General features: G+C 66.7%; 18 protein-coding genes. 12 read left to right on the plus strand and 6 right to left on the minus strand.

Annotated features, from left to right (window positions below; genetic code table 11):
- Position 1: 1 nt before the first annotated feature.
- On the minus strand, positions 2-817 hold the full coding sequence (locus ABT392_RS03555; RefSeq protein ID WP_464970908.1) for a substrate-binding periplasmic protein: 816 nt from the start codon (positions 815-817) through the stop codon (positions 2-4).
- 37 nt (positions 818-854) lie between these two features.
- On the opposite strand from ABT392_RS03555, the gene ABT392_RS03560 reads away from it, so the two are divergent.
- From ABT392_RS03560 to ABT392_RS03585, 6 genes are read left to right on the plus strand one after another with little or no spacing between them, the layout of a single operon-like run.
- Positions 855-1880: an NADP-dependent oxidoreductase gene (locus ABT392_RS03560; protein ID WP_334278737.1), complete on the plus strand. Its 1026-nt coding sequence runs from the start codon at positions 855-857 to the stop codon at positions 1878-1880.
- Positions 1881-1882: 2 nt separating this feature from the next.
- Positions 1883-2317 carry a GNAT family N-acetyltransferase gene (locus ABT392_RS03565; protein ID WP_334278738.1) on the plus strand — a complete coding sequence of 145 codons (435 nt, stop codon included), beginning with the start codon at positions 1883-1885 and terminating at the stop codon, positions 2315-2317.
- Positions 2314-3240, plus strand: coding sequence for a glutathione S-transferase family protein (locus ABT392_RS03570; protein ID WP_395386590.1), 927 nt, complete (start codon positions 2314-2316; stop codon positions 3238-3240). Before ABT392_RS03565 ends, ABT392_RS03570 begins: the two co-directional genes overlap by 4 nt.
- 3 nt (positions 3241-3243) lie before the next feature.
- Positions 3244-4146 (plus strand): SDR family oxidoreductase, encoded by a 903-nt coding sequence (locus ABT392_RS03575; RefSeq protein WP_334278740.1) that lies wholly within the window; start codon positions 3244-3246, stop codon positions 4144-4146.
- Positions 4147-4197: 51 nt separating this feature from the next.
- The gene (locus tag ABT392_RS03580; protein ID WP_395386589.1) at positions 4198-5448 is read left to right on the plus strand and encodes a TIGR03862 family flavoprotein; all 1251 of its coding nucleotides are present in this window, start codon (positions 4198-4200) and stop codon (positions 5446-5448) included.
- Positions 5445-5876 carry an HIT family protein gene (locus ABT392_RS03585; protein ID WP_395386588.1) on the plus strand — a complete coding sequence of 144 codons (432 nt, stop codon included), beginning with the start codon at positions 5445-5447 and terminating at the stop codon, positions 5874-5876. The genes ABT392_RS03580 and ABT392_RS03585 overlap by 4 nt, the downstream gene beginning before the upstream one ends.
- An 8-nt stretch (positions 5877-5884) precedes the next feature.
- Here the strand turns inward: ABT392_RS03585 and ABT392_RS03590 are convergent, their stop codons facing one another.
- Together ABT392_RS03590 and ABT392_RS03595 are read right to left on the minus strand one after the other, a co-directional pair.
- Positions 5885-6319, minus strand: coding sequence for a hypothetical protein (locus tag ABT392_RS03590; protein ID WP_395386587.1), 435 nt, complete (start codon positions 6317-6319; stop codon positions 5885-5887).
- A gap of 255 nt (positions 6320-6574) precedes the next feature.
- Entirely contained in the window at positions 6575-7357 is a 783-nt protein-coding gene (locus tag ABT392_RS03595) for a substrate-binding periplasmic protein (protein WP_395386586.1), read from the minus strand.
- Positions 7358-7461: 104 nt separating this feature from the next.
- On the opposite strand from ABT392_RS03595, the gene ABT392_RS03600 reads away from it, so the two are divergent.
- The 6 genes from ABT392_RS03600 (at position 7462) to kdsA (ending at position 14831) form a co-directional block, all read left to right on the plus strand.
- The gene (locus tag ABT392_RS03600; protein ID WP_464970909.1) at positions 7462-10449 is read left to right on the plus strand and encodes a VIT domain-containing protein; all 2988 of its coding nucleotides are present in this window, start codon (positions 7462-7464) and stop codon (positions 10447-10449) included.
- A 60-nt stretch (positions 10450-10509) separates the two neighbouring features.
- Positions 10510-10944: a gamma-butyrobetaine hydroxylase family protein gene (locus ABT392_RS03605; protein WP_334278746.1), complete on the plus strand. Its 435-nt coding sequence runs from the start codon at positions 10510-10512 to the stop codon at positions 10942-10944.
- A gap of 23 nt (positions 10945-10967) precedes the next feature.
- Positions 10968-11699, plus strand: a complete 732-nt coding sequence (ubiE, locus tag ABT392_RS03610) for a bifunctional demethylmenaquinone methyltransferase/2-methoxy-6-polyprenyl-1,4-benzoquinol methylase UbiE (RefSeq protein ID WP_395386583.1) — start codon at positions 10968-10970, stop codon at positions 11697-11699.
- Positions 11700-11932: 233 nt separating this feature from the next.
- Entirely contained in the window at positions 11933-12859 is a 927-nt protein-coding gene (locus tag ABT392_RS03615) for an EpsD family peptidyl-prolyl cis-trans isomerase (protein WP_334278748.1), read from the plus strand.
- A gap of 119 nt (positions 12860-12978) precedes the next feature.
- The gene (locus tag ABT392_RS03620; protein WP_395386582.1) at positions 12979-13986 is read left to right on the plus strand and encodes an NAD-dependent epimerase; all 1008 of its coding nucleotides are present in this window, start codon (positions 12979-12981) and stop codon (positions 13984-13986) included.
- Between the two features lie 5 nt (positions 13987-13991).
- Positions 13992-14831, plus strand: a complete 840-nt coding sequence (gene kdsA, locus ABT392_RS03625) for a 3-deoxy-8-phosphooctulonate synthase (protein WP_334278749.1) — start codon at positions 13992-13994, stop codon at positions 14829-14831.
- 19 nt (positions 14832-14850) lie between these two features.
- Here the strand turns inward: kdsA and rfbC are convergent, their stop codons facing one another.
- Genes rfbC through rfbD form a run of 3 tightly spaced genes read right to left on the minus strand, consistent with a single transcriptional unit; the run spans position 14851 to position 17208 of the window.
- Positions 14851-15408 carry a dTDP-4-dehydrorhamnose 3,5-epimerase gene (gene rfbC, locus ABT392_RS03630; RefSeq protein ID WP_334278750.1) on the minus strand — a complete coding sequence of 186 codons (558 nt, stop codon included), beginning with the start codon at positions 15406-15408 and terminating at the stop codon, positions 14851-14853.
- A gap of 17 nt (positions 15409-15425) precedes the next feature.
- Positions 15426-16313, minus strand: coding sequence for a glucose-1-phosphate thymidylyltransferase RfbA (gene rfbA, locus ABT392_RS03635; protein WP_395386581.1), 888 nt, complete (start codon positions 16311-16313; stop codon positions 15426-15428).
- A 10-nt stretch (positions 16314-16323) separates the two neighbouring features.
- On the minus strand, positions 16324-17208 hold the full coding sequence (rfbD, locus tag ABT392_RS03640; RefSeq protein WP_395386580.1) for a dTDP-4-dehydrorhamnose reductase: 885 nt from the start codon (positions 17206-17208) through the stop codon (positions 16324-16326).
- Between the last annotated feature and the right edge of the window lie 7 nt (positions 17209-17215).

The following is a 17215-nucleotide window of genomic DNA, read 5'->3' on the forward strand; positions in this document are numbered from 1 at the left end:
CTCAGGGCTGGTCCTGATAGCTCCGCACGATGCGCGCCAGCTCTCCGCTGGCCTGCAGCCGGCTCAAGGCACGCTCGATCCGTTCATGCTGGGCCGCCGACAGCTTGCGGCTGGTCCAGAAGAAGATCGCCTCCTCGTGAAAGACCTTGGGTAGCAGCTTGATCTGCCCCTGAAGTCCAGCCGCTTGGATGGCCCGGCGAAGAGCGAACTCGCCGCCGTAGAAAAAGCGGGAGCGCTGGGCCAGCAGCTTGCGCAGATTGGCCTGGTAGTCGCCGGTGGACTCATCGATCCGGAAGCCGTGGCCTTGCAGGAAGGCGCCCTGCGCCGAGCCACGCACGGTGATCACCGGCTGCTTCCCAGCCAGCTTTCGGAGCTCGGCCAGGCTGGCGGGCAGCGCGTCGTCGTTGCTGCGCACAGCCACCATTTGCCGGGCCACGTACAGCGGCGTTTCCACGCGCCGGGCATAGGCATGGCGGGCCGGCTGTTCCAGCAGCCCGCAGGCGGCACCCACGCTGCCATTGCGCAGGCCCTGGTCGATCAGGCTCAGCGAGAGTTCGCGGTCCATGCCCTCGAAGCGCAGAGCCGGCTCCAGCTTCTGCATGGCCTGCAGCAGGTCGGGGCAGATGCCGCGAGGCTGGCCGGTGCCGAGGATGAATTTGTGCGGCGCCTTCTCCTGCGCCGGCAGGAAGATGGCCGGCTCGACAGCGCCCGCCTGCACCGGGCACAGCAGGACCAGGCCGACCAGCAGGAGTAAAAAAGAACGACCGTGCTTTTCTGTCGCCGAAGAGACGCCAGGCCTTTGGCCGACATGCTTCAATCGGCGCCATCGAATTCCAGACCGAAAGCCCCCTGACATGACTACCTCCGCTACCAATCGCCAGATTCTGCTGGCTTCGCGTCCGCAAGGCGAGCCCACGGGCGACAACTTCAAGCTGGTGGAAACCGCAGTGCCCGCGCTGGCCGATGGCCAGGTGCTGGTGCGCAACCACTTCCTGAGCCTGGATCCCTATATGCGCGGCCGCATGAATGAGGGCAAGAGCTATGCCGCGCCCCAGCCCTTGAACGAAGTGATGATCGGCGGCACCGCCGGTGAAGTGGTCGAGTCGAAGAACCCCCACTTCAAGGCAGGCGACAAGGTCGTCGGCATGGGCGGCTGGCAGGAGTATCAACTCGTGGACGCCAGCCAGCGTGGCGTGCTGCAGAAGGTCGACACCACGCACATTCCGCTGTCTGCCTACCTCGGCGCCGTGGGCATGCCTGGCGTCACGGCCTGGTACGGCCTGATCAAGATCATCAACCCCAAGGCCGGCGAGACCATCGTGGTCAGTGCTGCCAGCGGTGCAGTGGGCGGCGCGGTCGGCCAACTGGCCAAGACGCGCGGTGCGCGCGCTGTGGGTATCGCCGGTGGTGCGGACAAATGCCGCTATCTGGTTGAAGAGCTCGGCTTCGATGCCTGCATCGACTACAAGGAACACAAGGACCTGAAGTCGCTGTCTGCGGCCTTGAAGGCGGCCTGCCCGAATGGCATCGATGGCTATTTCGAGAATGTCGGCGGCATGATCCTGGACGCCGTGCTGCTGCGCGCCAATGCCTTCAGCCGTGTGGCCATGTGCGGAATGATCTCGGGCTACAACGGTGAGCCGATCCCGATGACCTATCCGCAGATGATCCTGACCAACCGGATGAAGGTCGAGGGCTTCATCGTCTCCGAGCACATGGAAGTCTGGCCGGAAGCGCTGAAGGAACTGGGCACGCTCGTGGCCACCGGCAAGCTCAAGTACCGCGAGAGCGTGGCCCAAGGGCTTGCCGCCGCGCCCGAGGCCTTCCTCGGCCTGCTCAAGGGCAGGAACTTCGGCAAGCAACTGGTCAAGCTGATCTGACGATGTTGCAGTGGAGCTGCTCGCGCCTGGAGGCCTTGGGCGCCCTGGCGCTGTACGAGGTGCTCAAGCTTCGCTCGGAGGTCTTTGTGCTCGAGCAGCAATGCATCTATCTCGACCCGGACGGCGCCGATCTGCAAGCCTGGCACCTGCTGGGTCGGGGCGAGGGCGGCGAGCTGCAGGCCTATGCGCGCTTGCTGGAAGGCCCGCGCATCGGCCGCGTGCTGACGGCGCCGGGTGCGCGAGGCGCCGGCCAGGGCAGGGCGCTGATGCATGAGGCGATAGCCCAGTGTGAGCGCCTCTGGCCGGGCCAGCCCATCGAGCTCGCCGCGCAGGCCTATCTTCAGCGCTTCTATGCCAGCCTTGGTTTCGAGCCGACCTCGGCACTGTACGAAGAAGACGGTATTCCCCACATCGACATGAAGAGACCCGCGCAATGAGCGACCTGATCCTGCACCACTACGCCGGCTCGCCCTTTTCCGAGAAAGTGCGGCTCGTCCTCGGCTACAAGGGCCTGGCCTGGCAGAGCGTCAATGTGCCGGTGATGATGCCCAAAACCGACGTGGTGGCGTTGACCGGTGGCTACCGTCGCACGCCCTTTCTGCAGGTCGGCGCCGACATCTATTGCGACACCGCCCTCATGTGCCGCGTGATCGAGCAACATTCGCCCGCGCCGAGCCTGTGGCCCGCCAGCGCTGCGGGTCAGACGGACCTGCTCGCCCAGTGGGCCGACAGCGATCTGTTCTGGGTGGCGGTTCCGTACACCATGCAGCCGGCTGGCGCGGCAGCGATCTTTGCCGGCGCGCCGCCCGAGTTCATGCAGGCCTTCGCGGCGGACCGTGGAGCGATGACAGCCGGCATGAAGCGGCCGACCACGCGCGACGCGGCAGCGGCGCTGCAGAGCTACCTCGGCTGGCTGGAACAGATGCTCGGCGATGGCCGCGGTTTCCTTTGCGGCGCTGCGGCGAGCCTGGCGGACTTCTCGGTTGCGCAGTCCATCTGGTACATCCGTCGCGCGCCGCCGGTGTCGGGCATCCTGGCGCCGTTCACGCGGGTGGCGGCCTGGTATGAGCGCGTCGCGGCCTTCGGCCATGGCGAGGCCAGCAAGCTCTCCAGTGCTGACGCGATTGCCGTCGCCAACAGCAGCACGCCCGTGGCCAGTCTGGTACAGCCGGGCCTGGGCTTCGAGGCTGGTGCGGCCGTCCAGGTCTCGGCCATGGATTACGCCAGTGACATCGTTGCCGGCGAGCTGGTCGGCCTCAGTCATGAATCCATCACCTTGCGCCGTGTCGATGAACGCGCGGGCACGGTCCACGTCCATTTCCCGCGCATTGCCTACTCGCTGCGCAATTCGGAGAGCTGAAGAATGCTGAACTACGCAGGCAAGACCGCCGTCATCACCGGCGCAGGCTCGGGCTTCGGCCTGGAAGTGGCTCGTGTCGCTGCCAAACGCGGCATGAACCTCGTGCTGTGCGATGTGCAGGCCGATGCGCTGGACAAGGCCGCGGCCGAGTTCGAAGGCCAGGTGCCGGTGCTGGCCCGGCGCGTCGACGTGGCCAAGGCCGCCGAGATGGAAGCGCTGGCCGCCGCAGTGAAGGAGCGCTTCGGCGCGCCGAATTTCGTCTTCAACAACGCCGGTGTCGGCTCGGGTGGCCTGATCTGGGAGAACACGCTGGCCGACTGGGAATGGGTGCTGGGCGTCAACCTGATGGGCGTGGTGCATGGCGTTCGCCTGTTCACGCCGATGATGCTGGAAGCCGCCGCGGCCGACCCGGGTTTCGAAGGCCATATCGTCAACACTGCCTCGATGGCCGGCATGCTGAACCCGCCGAACATGGGCGTCTACAACGTCAGCAAGCATGCCGTGGTCTCCTTGAGCGAAACGCTCTACCAGGACCTGGGCCTGGTCAGCGAACAGGTGCGGTGCTCGGTGCTGTGCCCCTTCTTCGTGCCCACCGGGATCTCGCAAAGCCACCGCAACCGGCCGGCCGAGTTCGCGAGCGGCAAGCCCAGCAAGAGCCAGCTGATCAGCCAGGCAATGACCGACAAGGCCGTCACCTCGAGCAAGGTCACGGCAGCCGATGTGGCTGCGCTGGTGTTCGACGCCATGGACCGGGAGCAGTTCTACATCTTCAGCCATCCAAAGGCCCTGGCTGGCGTGCAGACCCGGCTCGAAGACGTGATGCAGCTGCGCAACCCGACCGACCCGTTCCATGACAAGCCCGAGATCGGGCAGCAATTGAAGGCGGCGCTGCGCAACCGGTCTTGAGCCCAGCGAAGAGGCTGAGACAATGGCCAGCCTCCCTCTTTCGACCCTCTCATGCCGTCCTCTGAACCTGCCTCCCGCCGTGCCATCGTCATCGGTGGTGGCCCTGCCGGCCTGATGGCCGCCGAGCGGCTGCGCGCGGCTGGCGTTGCCGTGGACCTCTTCGATGCCAAGCCCTCGGTCGGCCGCAAGTTCCTGCTGGCTGGCAAGGGTGGCCTGAACCTCACGCATTCGGAAGACGCTGCGCCATTCCGCAGCCGCTTTGCCGAGCGTAGTACCGAGGTGGGCCGCTGGCTGGATCGCTTCGACGGCCCGGCCCTGCGCTCCTGGGCAGCGGACCTGGGCGTGGACACCTTTGTCGGCAGCTCGGGCCGCGTCTTCCCCATCGAGATGAAGGCGGCGCCGCTCTTGCGCGCCTGGCTGCAGCGGCTGCGCGCCAGCGGCGTGCGTTTCCATATGCGGCGGCGCTGGCTAGGCTGGGCCGAGGACGGGCGCAGCCTGCGCTTCCAGCGCGAGGACGGCAGCGAAGAACAGCACCAGGCCGGCGCGGTCGTGCTGGCCCTGGGCGGCGCCTCCTGGCCGCAACTGGGGTCGGATGCGGCCTGGGTGCCCATGCTTGAGACGCGTGGCGTCGAGATCGCTGCGTTGCGTGCCGCCAATTGCGGCTTTGACGTGGGCAGGGCCTGGACGCCACTGTTCGCCGAGCGCTTTGCCGGCCAGCCGGTCAAGCCGGTGGCTTTGAACTTTGCCGGCAGGAGCGGCCGCACTTTCCGGCGGCAGGGCGAGTTCGTCATCACCGCGACCGGCATCGAGGGATCGCTGGTCTACGCAGCCTCGAGCCTCTTGCGCGATGAGATTGCCGAGTTTGGTGAGGCGCAGATCGAGCTCGACCTGCTGCCCGGCCGAAGCGCCGAGTTCGTGGCCGCCGAATGCGCGCGCGGCCGCGGCTCGCGTTCCATGTCCACCCACCTGAAGAGCCGGCTGGGCATCGAAGGCCTGAAGGCGGGTCTGCTGCACGAGCTGCTGAGCAAGGATGAGTACCACGACCCGGCGACGGTGGCCCGCATCTTGAAGGCCGCGCCGCTCAAGCTTACGCGGGCCCGGCCGGTGGCCGAAGCGATCAGCACCGCAGGCGGCGTGAAGCTGGAGGCGCTGGACGACGGCCTGCAGTTGCAGGCCTTGCCGGGCGTGTTCTGCGTCGGCGAGATGCTGGACTGGGAGGCGCCGACCGGCGGCTATCTGCTCACCGCCAGCATGGCCAGCGCCTGGGTGGCGGCCGAGGCTGCGGCAAAATCCCTGGCATGAACACGACAGTCGATTGCCCGCTGTGCAGCAATGCCGGCGGCCTGCTTGTTTTGCAAATGCCGAAGTGGCGCGTCATCCGCTCAACGGATGATGTCAACTTCCCGGCCTTCTATCGCTTGATCTGGCAGGCGCATGTGGCCGAGTTCAGCGACCTGGCCGCAGACGAGCGCTCATGCTGCATGGAGGCGGTCGTTCGCATCGAGCAGGTCTTGCGCGAGGCCTTGCAGCCGACCAAGATCAACCTGGCCACCCTGGGCAATGTCGTGCCGCATCTGCACTGGCACGTGATCGCGCGCTTCGACTGGGACAGTCACTTCCCGAACCCCGTCTGGGGCACGGCACGGCGCGAGGTGAGCGGCGGGGCCGAGGCACGCTTGCCTCTGCCCCTGGTCGATCTGGATCGCCGCGTCGCTCTTGCCTTGCGCTGAAGCAGTGCTCAGTCGATCAGCATGGCCATCTGCTTGCCGGGGTGGACGCTGTCCGGCGAGACGATGTGGATGTTGAAGGCATAGGTTTGCGGCTGCGTGGTGCCGCTGTTGCATTCGAGGCCGCGCATCGCCTTGCGGACGCCGTCGCGATAGGTGTCAGCGCCGCGGGCCTTGACGCCGTGCACGCCTTCGCCGTCCAGCGTGAACTCGACGCGCAGGACGCCGGTTTCCTGGTGCATGCCCCAGATCGGGGACAGCTTGTTCTGCAGCACGGCCGCGATGCTCGGGCAGCTGGCCTTGACATCGGTGCGCACGGCAGCGGATTGCTTGCCGCTGACTTCAACGCGCTTGAGTTCGTCCTGAGGTGCCGCCAGCGTCAGCGCGCTGACCAGGCTCAGAGGGATGGCGACCAGCAGGGTCTTGACGAGGGACTTGGTTTGCATGACGGGCTCCTAGATTGAACATGAGGCTGCCGTTTCGCTGCGCTGTCGAGTGCTTTGCGATCCGGTCTGCCTGCAGGTTAGGTGGAGCTCCGTCTTGGCCCAACAGGCAGGCGACAGATGCCTGAACTGGCGCGACGATCTGCCTCAATCGGCGATGAGTTGCATTCGTCGCAAACCCTGATTTCATCGACCATTTCTTGTGGCACGGATGCCGCAAGTCATGTTCTTCGCCGCTGGCTTTGCCAGCGTCAGGCGTCAGTGGCTTGGCGCCGGTGCCGCGCTGATGTACTTCTGCACGATGGCTTGATAGCTGCCATCTTTCTGCATCGCTTCGGTGGTGTTGTTGAAGCGCGCAACGAAGGCAGCATCGACCGTCTTCTTGCTGAAGGCGAAGCCTGAGGCCTCATCCGACACCACGACCTCGGTCACGCGCACCTGGTCTTGCAGGCCCAGCTGGGCAAGCTCGTAGCGGGCGGTCAGCTCGTCGGCAATCACGCCGTCGATGCGGCGCAGCTTGAGCATCTGCCAGAGGCTGCGGCGCGAGCCGCTCTTCTCCAGGGTGCGCATGAAGCTCGCGTCGCGGCTCAGGCTGGCGTACTCCGGCCCGTAGCTCACGCCCAATTGCACGCCGAGGCGGAAGCCGCTGCTGCGGATTTCCGCGAGGCCTTGCTGTGGCCATATTGCCTTGGCATCGACATGGGCGAACAGCATGTTGCGCGAATGCCAGCGGTCGATGGCGAAATGGGCGTAGGCCTCGCGGTCCGGCCGGCGCAGTGCGCCGGGCAGGATGTCCAGGCGGCCGGCCTCCAGCTCGGTCAGGGCGCGGGCGAAGGGCATTTCCAGCAGTTGAACCTGGCAGCCCATGCGGGCCAGGATGGTGCGCACCAGCTCGATGTTCAGGCCGGTAATTTCGCCCGTGGCCAGGCGCATGCTGTAGGGCGGGTCTTCGTTCCAGCGTTGAGTCAGCAGGCAGGGTTTGGCGGCCAACGCCAAGCCGCAACCCGCCATCAGCGCAGCAGCAAGAAGGATCCGTTGCATTCGGTGCATCGCCGCGATTGTGGAGCATGCCGGGGCTGGCCCGATGTGCTGGTGTGCGCCATCCATTACGCTTTGGGCATCAAGCAATAGGGGGGGAGAAACAAATGCTCATGAATCATGGCCGGCATCGACTCATCGGCCTGGCGCTGGCGGCCGGCCTGTTCGGAGCGGCGCTTGCGCAATCGCCAGGCGCGGATGCATCGCGGCCGCCCCCTCCCATGATGCCGCCGGTGCCAACCATGCCGCCGCTGCGCTTCTTCGTGCCCGAAGCCAAGCTGCCGGTGCAGATTGCCAGTGTCTCTGTGCGGGCCGAGCTGGCCGGCTCACTGGCGCGCACCGAGCTGGAGCTGGTGCTGCGCAACCCGAACGAGCGGGTGCTGGAAGGCACGCTGGAGTTCCCCTTGCAGGACGGCCAGTCGGTCGATGGATTTGCCCTGGACATCGGCGGCGAGTTGCGGCCGGCCGTGCCGGTGGAGAAGGCACGCGGCCAGCAGGTCTTCGAAGAGATCACCCGTCGTCGCGTCGACCCCGCGCTGCTGGAGCGAACGGCCGGCAACGTCTACCGGCTGCGGGTCTATCCCTTGCCTGCCAAGGGCACGCGTCGCGTCGTGTTGCAGCTGCTGCAGCCGCTCGCGGCGGATGCCCAGGGCAGGGTGCAATGGCAGCTGCCGCTGGACTTCGGGCAGGCGATCGGCAAGCTGGATCTGGCCGTTTCCGCCCGCGGCCTCGAGATGAAGGCGCTGAAGCTCGACCCCGAGTTCCAGGATGCGGCCAGCAAGCCGCTGGACGATGGCACGCTCCTGAGCCTGTCGCGGCAGGACAGCCGGCCGCAGCGGCCGTTCACGCTCAGCTGGGCGGCGGCGCCCAGGCAGGTGATCAGCACCGGCCGTCATGAAGAGCGGGATTATTTCTATGCCGAGCTGCCCGTGCCCGAGCAGCGCGGCCCGCGCCTGGCACTGCGTCGCCTGGCGCTGGTCTGGGATGCGTCGGGTTCGGGCGCCCAGCGTGACCATGACCGCGAGTTCGCGCTGCTGGAAGCGCTGCTGCTAGGCAGCTCGCAGGTTGATGTGCAACTGGTGGTGAGCCGTGACGCGGCCGAGCCGGTGCGCACTTTCAGCGTGCGGGGCGGTGACTGGCGGGAGCTGCGCCGGCACCTGGAAGGCCTGGCCTACGACGGCGCCAGCAATGCCGCCGCCTGGGTCGCGCCTGCCGGGCAAGACCTGGCCCTGCTGTTCAGCGACGGCCTGGCCAACTGGGGCTCACCGCAATTACCGCGCAGCCCGGCACCGCTGCAGGCCGTCTCGGCGGCGCAGCGTGCCGACCTGAGCCGCTTGCGCCAACTGGCCGAGGTCAGCGGCGGCACCCTGGTCAATCTTGCAACGCTCGATGCAGCCGAAGCGGCCGAGACCCTGCTGCGCCCAGGCCTGCGCGTCGTTGACGTCAAGGCCGAAGGCGCCGAGCTGGTCGAGCTGGCCTCGCAGCGGCCTGAAGGGGCTCGGCTGGCCCTGGCCGGGCGACTGACGGCGGCTGAGGCCATGGTGACCCTGCAGCTGCAGGATGCCCGGGGCCGCAAGCAAGTGCACACGCTGAGCATCAGTGGTTCGCGCGAGCGCCGCAGCGACGGCCCGCCGCCCCTGGCCGCCCAGCGCTGGGCAGACCTGCGCATCGCGCGGCTTGAGACCCAGGCCAGCCTGCACCGGGCCGAGATCAAGCGCCTGGGCCAGCAGTTCCATAGGCTCACGAGTGGCAGCTCGCTGATCGTGCTGGACAACCTGGTCGACTATGTCCGCTACGAGATCATGCCGCCGCCTTCGATGCGTCAGTCCTACGAGGCAGCACTGGCGCGCCAACTGGGCCAGCGCCAGCAGAGCCGGAGCATGCATCTTGACCGCCTGGCCCGCCGCTATGAGGAGCGCGTCAGCTGGTGGGAGCGCGAGTTCCCCAAGGATGGCAAGCCGGTCCCGAAGCTAGCACCGGCGCCCCCCCCCGTGCTCAACACGCCGACCACTTCGATGCCGGCGCCAGCGCCGATTGCCGCAAGCCCGGCGCCGTCCTTCATTGCACCTCCGCCGGCCCCCGCCCCGCGAGCTGCACCGGTTGCGGCCGCCGCGCCGGCGATGATGGCCGAGGTGGCGACACGAGCCCGGGTGGATGGGATGCCCGGCAGCAGCGCCAGCACCGCCACCGTGGCCAGCATCCAGCTGCAGCAATGGCAGCCCGATGCGCCCCATGCCCGCCGCCTGCGCGAGGCCAGCGCCGCGCAGCGCTATGCCATCTACATGGACGAGCGTGCCGGCCAGGTGCGCAGCACGGCCTTCTTTCTGGACGCGGCCGAGGTCTTCTTCAGCAAGGGCCAGCCTGAGCTGGGCCTGCGCGTGCTTTCCAACCTGGCCGAGATGGAGCTGGAGAGCCGAGCGCTCTTGCGCGTGCTGGCCTACCGGCTGCAGCAGGCGGGTCAGGTGAACCTGGCCCTGCCCATCCTGGAGCGGGTGCGCGAGCTGGCGCCCGAGGAGCCGCAATCCTGGCGCGACCTCGGTCTGGCCTACGCGGCGGCAGGTCAGCCGCAGCGCGCCATCGAGCTGCTCTGGGACTGTGTCTCCCGGCCCTGGGATGGCCGCTTCGCCGACATCGACATCACCGCCCTGGTCGAGCTCAATGCGCTGGCCGCGCGCAAGCCGGGGCTGGATGTCTCCATGGTCGACGCCAGGCTGCGCCGCAACCTGCCGCTGGATGTGCGGGCGGTGCTGGGCTGGGATGCCGACAACACCGACATCGACCTCTGGGTGGTCGATCCCAATGGCGACCGCACCCATTACGCCGCGCCGCTGAGTTACCAGGGCGGCAAGCTCTCGCGCGATTTCACCGGCGGCTATGGGCCCGAGGAGTTCGCGCTGCGCCTGGCCAAGCCAGGTCGCTATGAGGTGAGGGCACAGTTTTTCGGCCATCAGCAGCAGATCCTGACGCCGCACACCACGCTGATGCTCTGGCTGGCCACCGGCTTTGGCAAGCCGGACCAGAAAGACCAGCAGATCGTGCTGCGGCTCAGCGGGCGCGGCGACCAGGTGCTGGTCGGGACCTTCGAAGTGAAGTGAGCTGGCGAGGCGGGCCTGTGCCGGGCGTGGGTATCGGTGCGGCCGCTACACTGGGAGCCCATGGCCGGCCTCGACAAGAACTCCCCCACGCCCACCGACATCACCGTGCATCAGCAGTCACGGCAGCTCGAGGTGGGCTTCTCCGACGGCGCGCGTTTTCGCATCCCTTTCGAGCTGATGCGGGTCTACAGCCCTTCCGCCGAGGTCAAGGGCCATGGACCGGGCCAGGAGACCCTGCAGCACGGCAAGCGCGAGGTGGGCATCGTCTCGATCAACGCCGTGGGCCATTACGCGGTGCAGCCGGTGTTCTCGGACGGCCATGAAAGTGGCCTGTTCAGCTGGGACTACCTCTACGAGCTGGGTGCAAACGAGGCGCAGCTCTGGCAGGACTACGAGGCCCGCCTGGCCGCCGCCGGCGTCAGCCGCGACACGCCGATGGCCGCCAAGGCGGGGCCCGGCGGTGCGGGCTCATCCTGCAGCAGCCATTCGCATTGATTTGACAGGCAGAGAACTCTGACATGAGCAGCACCCACTTCGGCTTCCAGACCGTCGACGAAACCGAGAAGGCCAAGCGCGTGCGCGGCGTCTTCGACTCGGTCGCCTCGCGCTACGACGTGATGAACGACCTGATGTCGATGGGCATGCACCGCGCCTGGAAGAAGTACACGGTGGCCGTGGCCAACCTGAAGCCGGGCCAGCGCGTGCTCGACATCGCCGGCGGCACCGGCGACCTGTCGCGCGCCTTTGCCCGCGAGGTGGGCGAGAGCGGCATGGTGGTGCACACCGACATCAACGAGGCCATGCTGCGCCAGGGCCGCAACCGTCTACTGGACGAAGGCCTGGTGCTGCCCACCAATCTCTGCGATGCCGAGAAGCTGCCCTACAAGAGCGAGAGCTTCGACCTCGTGAGCGTGGCCTTCGGCCTGCGCAACATGACGCACAAGGACGTGGCGCTGGCCGAGATGTGCCGGGTGCTCAAGCCCGGCGGCCGATTGCTGGTGCTGGAGTTCTCCAAGGTGGCGGCACCGCTGGCCAAGCCTTACGACTGGTATTCCTTCAACATCCTGCCCAAGCTGGGCCAGCTGATTGCCGGCGACGCCGAGAGCTACCGCTACCTGGCCGAATCGATCCGCATGCACCCTGACCAGCAGACGCTCAAGGCCATGATGAAGACCGCCGGCTTCGGCCACGTGGACGTGCACAACCTGAGTGCCGGCGTCGTCGCCCTGCACGCCGGGATCAAATGCTGAGGCCGGACTCAAACAGTCCTGAGGACTGTTTGTGCCTGCCGAAGGGCCCCGAGTCTGGCGGGGCGCGGCCTGCAAGGCTGATCTGCCGCCTGGGGTAAACCGCAGCCCTTCAGGCAAGGGGGCGCGGCTTCGGTGCTGCTTGCGAAAGCTACACTCGGTCGCCGCTGTGGCGGGCCTGCGCCCGCCAGGCGGGTCGGCCCATCCGGGCCCCGAATCCGATGGAGCTTCCAGACATGCAAGAGCAAACTTTCCCGGCTGCCCGCAGCCATCGCGTCCTGGTCCTGGCCGCAGCTGCCAGCCTGAGCCTGGTGCTGACTGCCTGTGGCGGCGGCAAGTCCGAGCCCGGCGTGCCGGCGGCCAAGGTCAACAAGGGCGAGGTCACGGTCCAGCAGATCAACGCGGTGCTGACGGCCCAGCGCGTCAAGCCCGAGCTCACCGATGTCGCCAGCCGCCAGGTTCTGGAGCGCCTGATCGAGCAGGAACTGGCGGTGCAGAAGGCGGTCGAACTCAAGCTCGACAACGATCCCAAGGTGCTGCAGCAGATCGAAGCGGCCAAGCGCGAAATCATCATGCGCGCCTATGCTGATCACATTGGCCAGAAAGTGACCAAGCCGACCGATGCCGAGATCGCCAAGTACTACGCCGAGAAGCCGGCCCTGTTTGGCGAACGCCGCATCTACAACCTGCAGGAGCTGACCATCGAGGCCTCGCCCGAGCAGCTGACGGCCTTGCGCGCACGTCTGGCAACGGCCAAGACCCTGACTGAGTTCATCGAATTCATGCGCAGCCAGCAGGTGCGTTTCAACGCCAGCCAGGCCGTTCGTGCGGCCGAGCAGCTGCCCATGGGCGTGCTGGACGCTGTCGCGCGACTCAAGGACGGCCAGTCGCTGGTGGTGCCCAATGCCAATGGCATGCAGGTGCTCTATCTGCAGGGCTCGCGGAGCAATCCGGTGGACGAAACCCGCGCCCGCCCGGCGATCGAGCAGTTCCTGAGCAACCAGCGCAAGGCCGAACTGGCGGCCAAGGAACTGAAGGCCTTGCGTGAGGCAGCCAAGATCGAGTACCTGGGCAAGTTTGCCGAGAAGGCACCGGCTGCCGCCAGCGCGCCGGCCGATGCCGCCTCGCTGCTGGCGCCCTCAGCCAGCGAAGCTGTCAAGTAAGTCCGGGACGCGCCGACCCGGCGCCGTAGGCGAATCGTCTTTCTAGGGGAAAATGCGGCTCGCCTCAGCGCCAGCGCGCCGCTTCCCGCAGTGCCCGGCCCCAGCGACTTGGAGAAATCTTGAAAGTACTCGTCACCGGCGCCGCCGGCTTCATCGGCATGCATGTCAGCCAGATCCTGCTGGCGCGCGGCGACCAGGTGGTCGGCCTCGACAACCTGAACGACTACTACGACCCGCAGCTGAAGCACGACCGCCTGGCGCGCCTCACGCCGCACCCGGGCTTCAAGTTCGTCAAGCTCGACATCGCCGACCGTCCCGGGATGGAGGCGCTGTTCGCGGCCGAGAAGTTTGATCGTGTGATCCACCTGGCCGCCCAGGCCGGTGTGCGCTACTCGATCCAGAACCCCCACGCCTACATCGAGTCCAATATTCAGGGCTACATGAACGTGCTGGAAGGCTGTCGCCACAACAAAGTCGGCCACCTGGTCTATGCCTCCAGCTCCAGCGTCTATGGTGGCAATACGCTGATGCCGTTCTCCGAGCATCACAGCGTCGACCATCCGGTGAGCCTGTACGCAGCCACCAAGAAGGCCAACGAGCTGATGGCCCACACCTACAGCCATCTCTACGGCCTGCCCACCACGGGCCTGCGATTCTTCACGGTCTACGGCCCCTGGGGCCGGCCGGACATGGCGCTCTTTCTGTTCACCAAGGCCATCATCGAAGGCAAGCCGATCAACGTGTTCAACCACGGCCAGATGGTGCGCGACTTCACCTATGTGGACGACATCGCCGAAGGCGTGATCCGCGTGCTGGACCGTGTGGCCAGTGCCGACCCGGCGTACGACCCGGCCGTCGCCGACCCGGCGCGCTCCAACGTGCCCTACCGCGTCTTCAATATCGGCAACCATGACCCGATCACCTTGATGGAATTCATCGAGGCCATCGAGCAGGCGGTGGGCAAGGAAGCAATCAAGAATTTCATGCCGCTGCAGGACGGTGACGTGCCGGCCACCCACGCCGATGTGGCCGAGCTGGGCGAGTGGACCGGCTTCAAGCCGGCGATGCCGGTGCCCGAAGGCGTCAAGCGCTTCGTCGCCTGGTATCGCGACTACTTCAAGGTTTGAGTTTCATGGTCAAGATCAACAACATCAGCGTCGACAACGCAGCGCCCTTCGTGCTGTTCGGCGGCGTCAATGTGCTGGAGTCCGAGCAGTTCGCGGTGGACGTCTGCGGCGAGTACGTCCGCGTCACGCAAAAGCTGGGCATCCCCTATGTCTTCAAGGCCTCGTTCGACAAGGCCAACCGCTCATCCATCCACTCGTATCGCGGCCCCGGCCTCGAGGCCGGCCTGAAGATCTTCGAGGCGGTCAAGAAGGCGCATGGTGTGGCCGTGCTGACCGATGTGCATGAACCCTGGCAGGCCGCCGAAGTTGGCGCCGTGGCCGATGTACTGCAGTTGCCCGCCTTCCTGGCGCGCCAGACCGACCTGGTCGTGGCCCTGGCCAAGACCGGCCGCGTCATCAACATCAAGAAGCCGCAGTTCGTCAGCCCGCCGCAGATGAAGAACATCGTCGAGAAGTTCGAGGAATGTGGCAATCCGAACCTGATGCTTTGCGACCGCGGCGCGCAGTTCGGCTACGACAACCTCGTGGTCGACATGCTGGGCTTTGGCGTGATGAAGCAGGTCAGCGGCAACAAGCCGGTGATCTTCGACGTGACCCACGCGCTGCAGCAGCGCGAGTCGGGTGCTGCCGCCTCGGGCGGCCGCCGTGGCCAGGTCACCGAGCTGGCCCGCTCCGGCATGGCCCTCGGTCTGGCCGGCCTGTTCCTGGAGTCGCATCCCGACCCGGCCAAGGCCAAGTGCGACGGCCCCAGCGCCCTGCGTCTGTCGCAGCTGGAAGCCTTCCTGCAGCAGGTCAAGGCTGTGGACGATCTGGTCAAGAGCCTGCCGGCCCTGGACACAAATTGACCGGCTGCTGAGACGCTGATCAGTCGAAAGACTTGGCGTCGCCAAGCAGCGGCGCCGCCTTGTCCTTCTCGGCCAGCAGCGGCGCCACGCCGGTGTCGGGCCATTCGATGCCAATCGTCGGGTCGTTCCAGCGCACCGCGCCTTCGCTGTGCGGTGCGTAGAGATCGGTGGTCTTGTAGAGAAAGTCTGCAGACTCCGACAGCACCAGGAAACCGTGCGCGAAGCCCGGTGGAATCCACAGCTGGCGTTGGTTCTCGGCGCTCAGCTCCACGCCTTGCCAGCGGCCGAAGTTCGGGCTGCTGCGGCGCATGTCCACGGCAACGTCGAACACCGCGCCCGAGACCACACGCACCAGCTTGCCCTGCGCATGCGGCGGCAACTGGAAATGCAGGCCACGAAGCACGCCGCGAGCCGAGCGTGAATGGTTGTCCTGCACAAAGCGCAGGCTGTTGCCGGTGGCGGCGTTGAAGACCTGCTCGTTCCAGCTTTCGGTGAAGAAGCCGCGCGCATCACCGAACACGCGCGGTTCGACGATCAGGACCTCGGGCAGGCTGGTGGGGGTGATCTTGAGGCTCATGACTGCAGACGGCTGATTCAGAAAGCGCGCTTCTCGTTCAGGAGGCGCAAGAGGTACTGGCCATAGCCGTTCTTGGCCAGCGGGCGGGCCAGCGCCTCGAGCTGGGCCGCATCGATCCAGCCCGAGCGGAAGGCCACTTCCTCGGGGCAGGCGACCTTGAGACCCTGGCGCTTTTCCAGCGTGGCGATGAACTGGCTGGCTTCCAGCAGGCTGTCGTGCGTGCCGGTGTCCAGCCAGGCGTAGCCGCGTCCCATGATCTCCACCTGCAACTGCTGCTGGCGCAGGTACTGCGCGTTCACGTCGGTGATCTCGAGCTCGCCGCGGGCGCTGGGCTTGATGGCGGCGGCGATGTCGCAAACCTGCTCATCGTAGAAGTAGAGCCCCGTTACGGCGTAGTTGCTCTTTGGCGCCTTGGGCTTCTCTTCGATCGACCGGGCCTGCTGCTTGTCGTCGAACTCCACCACGCCATAGCGCTCCGGGTCGGTCACGTGGTAGGCGAAGACGGTGGCACCGGTTTCGCTGCTGGCCGCATGGCTCAAGAGGCCCTGGAAGTCGTGGCCGTAGAAGATGTTGTCGCCCAGGACGAGTGCCGACGGCGCGCCATCGATGAACTGCTTGCCGAGGATGAAGGCCTGGGCGAGGCCGTCGGGGCTGGGCTGCACGCAGTAGCTGATGTTCAGGCCCCAGCGCGAGCCGTCGCCCAGCAGGGCTTCGAAGCGTGGTGTGTCTTGCGGCGTGCTGATCAGCAGGATGTCGCGAATGCCCGCCAGCATCAGCGTGCTCAGCGGGTAATAGACCATGGGCTTGTCATACACCGGCAGCAGCTGCTTGCTCATGGCCAGGGTGGCCGGGTGCAGGCGTGTGCCTGAGCCGCCAGCGAGGATGATGCCCTTGCGTTGTTTCATGGCGTGGTCCTCAAAGGATCTCGTTCAACATGCGGTCCACGCCTTGCTGCCAATGGGGCAGGCGCAGGCCGAAGGCGGCCTGCAGCTTGGCGGTGCAGAGCCGCGAATTCAGGGGCCGGCGCGCCGGCGTCGGATAGTCGCTGGTCGGGATGGCCAGCACCTGCTCGGGCGCCACCTTGATGGCATGGCCGCGGGCGCGAGCCCATTCGATCACGTGGCTGGCATAGGCATGCCAGCTGGTTTCGCCGGCGGCCACGGCGTTGTAGAGGCCCGAGAGCGAAGGATCGGCCAGCGTGGCGCGGATCATGTGGGCGCTGAGGTCGGCCAGCAGGTCGGCGCCGGTCGGGGCGCCGATCTGGTCGGCAATCACCTTGAGCTGATCGCGTTCGGCAGCCAGACGCAGCATGGTCTTGGCAAAGTTGCCGCCGCGGGCCGCATAGACCCAGCTGGTGCGCAGGATCAGGTGCTGGCAGCGGCTGGCCTGGATGGCTGTCTCGGCGGCGGCCTTGCCTGCGCCGTAGACGCTCAGCGGCGCGATGGAGGCGTTCTCGTCACGCGGCTGGTCGCCGCTGCCGTCGAACACGTAGTCGCTGCTGTAGTGGACCAGCAGGGCGCCGAGTTCCGCTGCCGCTGACGCCAGCGTGCTGACCGCTACGGCATTGATCTGCTGCGCCAGGCCGGCTTCTGATTCGGCCTTGTCGACAGCGGTGTAGGCCGCCGCGTTGACGATGACCTGCGGTGCCTCACGCATCACCCGGGCATGCACAGACTCCGAGTCGGCCAGGTCGCCGCCCTGATCGCGCCGGTCCAGCGCGACCAGCTCGCCCAGCGGCGCCAGCGCACGCTGCAGCTCCCAGCCCAACTGGCCGTTCTTGCCGAGCAGCAAAATCTTCATTTGAAGG

This window comes from Paucibacter sp. JuS9 (assembly GCF_044043925.2).
GTDB lineage: Bacteria > Pseudomonadota > Gammaproteobacteria > Burkholderiales > Burkholderiaceae_C > JAUASW01.

Bases quoted from the DNA above. Each gene is read 5' to 3' on its own strand.
- ABT392_RS03600 (WP_464970909.1), top strand. From the start codon at position 7,462: ATGCTCATGAATCATGGCCGGCATCGACTCATCGGCCTGGCGCTGGCG.
- ABT392_RS03585 (WP_395386588.1), top strand. From the start codon at position 5,445: ATGAACACGACAGTCGATTGCCCGCTGTGCAGCAATGCCGGCGGCCTG.
- ABT392_RS03605 (WP_334278746.1), top strand. From the start codon at position 10,510: ATGGCCGGCCTCGACAAGAACTCCCCCACGCCCACCGACATCACCGTG.
- rfbD (WP_395386580.1), bottom strand. From the start codon at position 17,208: ATGAAGATTTTGCTGCTCGGCAAGAACGGCCAGTTGGGCTGGGAGCTG.
- ABT392_RS03565 (WP_334278738.1), top strand. From the start codon at position 1,883: ATGTTGCAGTGGAGCTGCTCGCGCCTGGAGGCCTTGGGCGCCCTGGCG.
- ABT392_RS03560 (WP_334278737.1), top strand. From the start codon at position 855: ATGACTACCTCCGCTACCAATCGCCAGATTCTGCTGGCTTCGCGTCCG.
- ABT392_RS03575 (WP_334278740.1), top strand. From the start codon at position 3,244: ATGCTGAACTACGCAGGCAAGACCGCCGTCATCACCGGCGCAGGCTCG.
- ABT392_RS03615 (WP_334278748.1), top strand. From the start codon at position 11,933: ATGCAAGAGCAAACTTTCCCGGCTGCCCGCAGCCATCGCGTCCTGGTC.
- ubiE (WP_395386583.1), top strand. From the start codon at position 10,968: ATGAGCAGCACCCACTTCGGCTTCCAGACCGTCGACGAAACCGAGAAG.
- ABT392_RS03595 (WP_395386586.1), bottom strand. From the start codon at position 7,357: ATGCAACGGATCCTTCTTGCTGCTGCGCTGATGGCGGGTTGCGGCTTG.
- ABT392_RS03590 (WP_395386587.1), bottom strand. From the start codon at position 6,319: ATGCAAACCAAGTCCCTCGTCAAGACCCTGCTGGTCGCCATCCCTCTG.
- rfbA (WP_395386581.1), bottom strand. From the start codon at position 16,313: ATGAAACAACGCAAGGGCATCATCCTCGCTGGCGGCTCAGGCACACGC.
- kdsA (WP_334278749.1), top strand. From the start codon at position 13,992: ATGGTCAAGATCAACAACATCAGCGTCGACAACGCAGCGCCCTTCGTG.
- ABT392_RS03580 (WP_395386589.1), top strand. From the start codon at position 4,198: ATGCCGTCCTCTGAACCTGCCTCCCGCCGTGCCATCGTCATCGGTGGT.
- rfbC (WP_334278750.1), bottom strand. From the start codon at position 15,408: ATGAGCCTCAAGATCACCCCCACCAGCCTGCCCGAGGTCCTGATCGTC.
- ABT392_RS03570 (WP_395386590.1), top strand. From the start codon at position 2,314: ATGAGCGACCTGATCCTGCACCACTACGCCGGCTCGCCCTTTTCCGAG.